This is a genomic window from Actinomadura logoneensis (genome assembly GCF_003428695.1).
In the GTDB taxonomy this organism is placed as follows: Bacteria; Actinomycetota; Actinomycetes; order Streptosporangiales; family Streptosporangiaceae; genus Spirillospora; species Spirillospora logoneensis.
In genome coordinates, this window is the sequence record NZ_QURH01000844.1 from 1 (window position 1) to 5,192 (window position 5,192).

Genomic DNA, 5,192 nt, shown 5'->3' on the forward strand with positions numbered 1-5,192 from the left:
CGCGGCCGCGGCCCCGGCGTCGCCCGCAGCGTCCGCCGCCGCGTCCCGCTTCGTCCACCGGCCGAGCCGGTACCCGGCGGCGCCCGGGACCACGGCCCCCGCGACGCCCACGGTGTTCTTGCGCGCCTCGGCGACCGACTTGTCCAGGTGCGCCTGGCTCTTCTCCCGCGCCCCGACCGCCGAGTACCCGACCGCCGAGAACAGGTGCTGGAACGGCTTGCGGTACACGAACGCCGCGCACGTGACCAGCGCGATCAGCAGGATCTGCAGACCCCACGGCAGCGTCTCGCCGAGGATCAGCCCGTACGCCCACAGCAGCAGCGACAGCACACCGATCAGCGCCGCCTGTTTCAGCAGCATCGACAGCAGCAGCTCCAGCCACCGGATCGCGATGACGCGCCCGATCCCCGGATGGATGCCGATGCCCAGGAAGATCGGCCCCGCCACCAGCAGCAGCAGGAACGCGATCTTCACGACGATCAACGCGATCGCGATCACCAGGATCAGCAGCCCCGCCACCAGCGCCGCGAACAGGCCGCCGAACGCGACCGCGAGGCGACTCGTCCAGTTCTTGCCCTGGAACAGCGCGTACGTGCCGGAGTAGTTCTCCTTGACGTTCTTCGAGACGTCCTTGTAGGCGTCGGCCTTCTTCGCCAGATCGACCTTCTGCTGCCCGTACGTCTCGGACATGTCGACCGCCTGCGAGTACAGCAGCTTGTCGGCGTTGTCCTTGACGATCTTGGCGTTCGGGTCGGTCGTGCCGAACTCGCCCATCAGCCACGGCTTGCACACCAGGGCGACCCACAGCCCGTTCGCGTTCCGCGTCGTCGCGTCCGGCTGCGCGGCGGCCGGCTGCGCGGGCTGCCCCGAGGGCGGCGCGGGCGCGGGGATACAGGTCGAACCCTTGGTGTCGCTCTGCGGCAGTGCCGCGTTGAACGCGGCGCTCGTCGCTCCCGAGACCTTCGTCCCGAGCGTGGTGAAGTCCGCGGGCCGCGCGATCAGCCAGATCAGCGCGACCATCGCCGCGACCATCCAGATCACGCCCTCGGTGACCTTGCTGGCCCGCTTGCGCACCAGCCCCCACCAGGCCAGCGTGATCGCGCCGAGGATCACCACCCAGGACCAGTACCGGGCGTTGAACGTCTTGCCCATCTGGCTGATCACACCGTCCACGGTGCCCTTCAGCCAGCCGAGCAGGGACTCGCTCGCCGCCGCCTGGTACACGCTGATCGTCGTCCGGTCGATCGCCCGGACCAGCGTGAACGTCGTGTTCGCGAGGGCGTTGCCCATCATCGCCATCGCGTCCGAGCAGCCCATGTCGACCGCGTACCAGGACTGCCCCGCCGTCCCGTACCGGTCGTAGTAGGTCAGCTGCGCGGGCGGCGTCGCCTTCAGCTTCTCGCTCGGGTAGTCGGGCGGCTTGATCATGCCGTCCGCCCCGGCCCCGTACTGCTCCGGCGCCGGACTGTCCGCCGGCTTGCACGGGTCGCCGCCGAACGGGCCCGCGCTCGCGATCGGGGTCAGCCCGAACATGAACAGCGCCACGATGAGGGTCAGCAGCGCCGACCGGCGCGGCCCCCGCCGCCGCCTGCCGTCCCTGCGGGTCAGGTCGAGCCCTTGGTCCGGACGCCGCTGGATTCGGGGGGCGCGGCGGCCCGGGAGCACGGGGGGTCGGCGGGCTTTCATGGGGCGGCCTCCTCGGTGTGGGCCCCCGCGGCGGACAGGTCGGACGTCCCGGGGTGCTGCCGGGTCGGGTTCGTGTCGAGCCAGGCGCGCAGTTCCGGGGAGACCAGGTCGACGCCGATGCGCCCCGCGCGGCCGTCGAGGTCGCGGAAGACGCACTCGCCGTTGCCCAGGTTCCGCAGGACGGCCTTGTGCTCGTCGGAAGGCTCCACCCCGAGCAGCGCCATCACGTTCTCCACCTCGACGCGCTCGGTCGAGCGGAACGAGAACACCGAGGACAGGCAGTTGGTCACCTGTTCATTCAAGAGGTCCCCGGCGTTCTGTGACACCAGGATCAACGCAGTGTTGCGAGAACGGCCCATGCGCGACACTTCCGGCACCAGCTTGGCGCCCTCGGGTGTCGATGTGATGGCCCACGCCTCGTCCAGGAAGATGGCCTTCGGGAGGCGCCGGTCCAGGCCGTGCATCAGCCGCCGCGCGAACTGCGACACCAGGTACATCAGCGCCACCGAGAGGCGCTGTTCGTACGAGTAGTCCTCGCGGCTGATCGACACGTCCGGGAGGGTCAGGCCGCCGAGGGTGAACACGGTCGTCCAGCCCTCGGTGTCGATCCGCTCGCCGCCGGACGGGTCGAAGCACAGCCGCGCGAGCCGCATCTCCGACATCGACCGCAGCACCGCGCCGAGGTTCTTGGACGCCGGGTCCGGAGCCGACTCCAGGTGGTCCACGACCTTGCCGAGGGACGGCCGGTCGGCGTTGGCGACCGCGCCGACCGCCTGGATCATCGCCGACTCGCGCTCCTCCGACATGCGCGGCAGCAGCAGCCGGAGCGTCTCGGTCGCCATCGTCTTCTTCGCGGCCAGGTCGTCCCCGAACGAGAACGGGTCGAGCAGGCCGGGCGCGGCGGACCCGAGCGGCAGCACCCGGGCCTTGCGGCCGCGCGCCCGCAGCAGCTCGACCAGCGACTCGGCGTCGCCCTTCGGGTCGATCGCGGCGATCGTCACCCCGCGCAGCGCCATCTGGTAGATGAGCAGCAGCGCGAGGGTGGTCTTGCCGCCGCCGGGCTCGCCGGTGATCGCGACCGCGGTCGGTCGGTTGCGGGCCGCCGCGACGAGCGGGTCGAAGTGGACGATCGAGCGCGCCCGGCCCAGCGTCTCGCCGACGTACGGGCCGATCCAGCCCTCGTTCGCGTCGTCCGGACGGTCGCCGAGGTCGACCGTCGCGGTCGGCATGCCGCCCGCGATCGTGCGGAGCGGCTGCCGCTGCGCGTACGCGTTCAGCCGGATGCGGTCGCCGGGCAGCGACTCGCAGAACAGGCTGAACTGGTCGCCGGTCGAGTTCACCACGTCGATGCCGATGTCGCGGTAGTGCTCGACCACGGTGTCCACGCGCTGCGCCAGCAGTTCGGCGCTGGGCGCGGACACGATCAGCCGGTGCCACCCGTACACGAACGGCAGGCGCTCCTTGGTGATGCCGTGCTCCAGCATCCGCGCCGCGTCGATCTGCTCGGCGAGCGCGATCGGCGCCTCCGCGCCGGCCTCGCGGATGTGCTGGTCCATGTCGCGGGCGTGCGCGAGCTTGCGCGAGACGTCCTTGGACGCCTTGGCGGGCGGGATCAGCTTCATCCGCGCGCTGATCTCGACCGGGAACGACAGCGCGTCGGCGTAGTGGAACCACGGCTCGCCGTCCGGGAACGGCATCAGGTCGGGGAACCGCGCGAACGACAGGTACGCCACGTACGACTCGGCCGTCGCGCCGACGCCCACGCCGTTGAAGTTCGGCTGCTCCATCCGCAGGTACGAGCGGCCGTTGTGGATGGCGCCCTCGACCAGCGCCTCGATCTCGCCGCGCCCCCACGTGCGGCGCGGGACCGCGGACGGCGGCGGGTCGATCAGCGATCCGGTCACGGCGTGCTGGAACAGCCACGCGACCTCGGTCGAGGTGGCGTGCCGCGCGAACAGCGCGGACCCGCCGAGCGCCCGGCCGATCCGCTCGGCCTGCTCGGTCCAGCGCGCGATCTCCTTGGCGTCGATCGCGTCGTCCTCGATGCCGAGGACCGACTCGCTGCGCTTGTAGAAGTTCAGCAGCTGCGCGATCGCGCCGCCGGACAGCTGCGCGCCCATGCCGCGCGGGCCGAGCCGGACGCCGAGGTAGATCTCCTTGGTCCAGAAGACCTTCGCCCAGACGTGCCGGTAGGTCTCCTCCAGGTAGTCCGCCCAGCCGGGACCGCCGTCGGACGTCCGGTCCAGCGCGCGGGCCCACTCCGCCGCCGGGTAGGTGCGGTGCGCGATCCGCAGGTGGATCTCCGCGTCCTGCATCCGGATGCCCGCGAGCGCGATGGTGATGTTCGTGGCGAGCGCCTCGCGCTCCTCGCCGGTGGTGAACTCGTAGGACACCGTCGGCAGCCGGAAGTACGCCCACGCCGCGGTGTCGGTCAGCAGCACCCGGTCGTCGAAGTAGCGGACGGGCAGCCGGCTCGACCGCGGCTTCGTCATCCGGCTCATCGCTCGTGCCTCCGGTCCGGTCGCGCTCGTCCGGGACCTGGCTCGGGGCTCATCGGGCGGCCTCCTGCTGCTGCTCGGTGTAACGCTCGGGCACGGCGGCGAACCCGCCGGCGACCACGCCGGCGAGGGCGAGGTAGGCGCGCCGCGTCGGCGCGCGCAGCGCCTTCAACTCGTTGCGCGGCGCACGATCCATGCTGAGGTGATCGTCCCACGGGATGCGCACCAGCGCTCGGCAACGCCCCCGCGCGACCGCCTCGGCTTGTTCAACATCGTCCATGCTGCGGCGGCTCACCCCGTTGATCACCGTGACCGCCCGCTGGCGCAGGTCGACGTACCCGTGGCCGTCCAGCCACTCGTAGGTCATCGCGACCGCGCGCGGGGCGTCGGCGCTGGCGGGCGCCACGAGGACGACCTGGTCGGCGTACGGCAGGACGCGCGCGACCACGGCGGCGGCGGCGTCCAGCAGCGTCACCGAGTAGAACCGGTCGATGGTGCGGATGGCCAGCGCGTAGTCGCGGTCGTCCAGCGCCTGCAGCGGGTTCTTCCCGGCCGCGATGACGTCCAGCCCGGACTTGGCCTGCGAGGTGTACCGGCGCATCGCGGTGAGGCTGCCGATCTGGTCGGCGCGCGTGATGAGCCCGGTCAGGGTCTCGTTGGTCTCGCTGCGCGTCCGGCGGGCGAGGGCGCCCGGCCCGGGGTTGACGTCCACGGCCACGACGGGTTCGCCGTTGTGCTGCGCGAACGTGTGGCCGAGCATCAGCGCGGTGACCGTCTGCCCGGCGCCGCCGGTGCAGCCGAGGACGACGATGTGCCGCGAGCCCTGGAACGGCTGCTGGAGCCGCTGCTCGTACTCGGCGTCGGCGTCGCCGTGCCCGCCGCCGACCGCGTGGAACAGCCGGCGCAGCCCGCCGCCGGTGACCTCGTGCTCGGGGTCGGGCGGCGTGATCGCGGGTTCCGGAGCGCGCGGCGGCTCGGGCGGCGGCGGCAGCGGCCGTGGCCGCACCG

General features: G+C 72.1%; 3 protein-coding genes. All 3 read right to left on the minus strand.

From position 1 onward, the window contains the following. On the minus strand, positions 1-1,686 hold a 1,686-nt coding region (locus tag DZF91_RS28685), incomplete at its 3' end, for a type IV secretion system protein (protein ID WP_117360244.1). Then, entirely contained in the window at positions 1,683-4,187 is a 2,505-nt protein-coding gene (locus DZF91_RS28690) for an ATP-binding protein (protein WP_117360242.1), read from the minus strand. The genes DZF91_RS28690 and DZF91_RS28685, both read right to left, overlap by 4 nt. Before the next feature lie 49 nt (positions 4,188-4,236). Further along, the coding region (locus tag DZF91_RS40520) for a MinD/ParA family ATP-binding protein (RefSeq protein ID WP_407920948.1) at positions 4,237-5,192 on the minus strand (956 nt) is incomplete at its 5' end.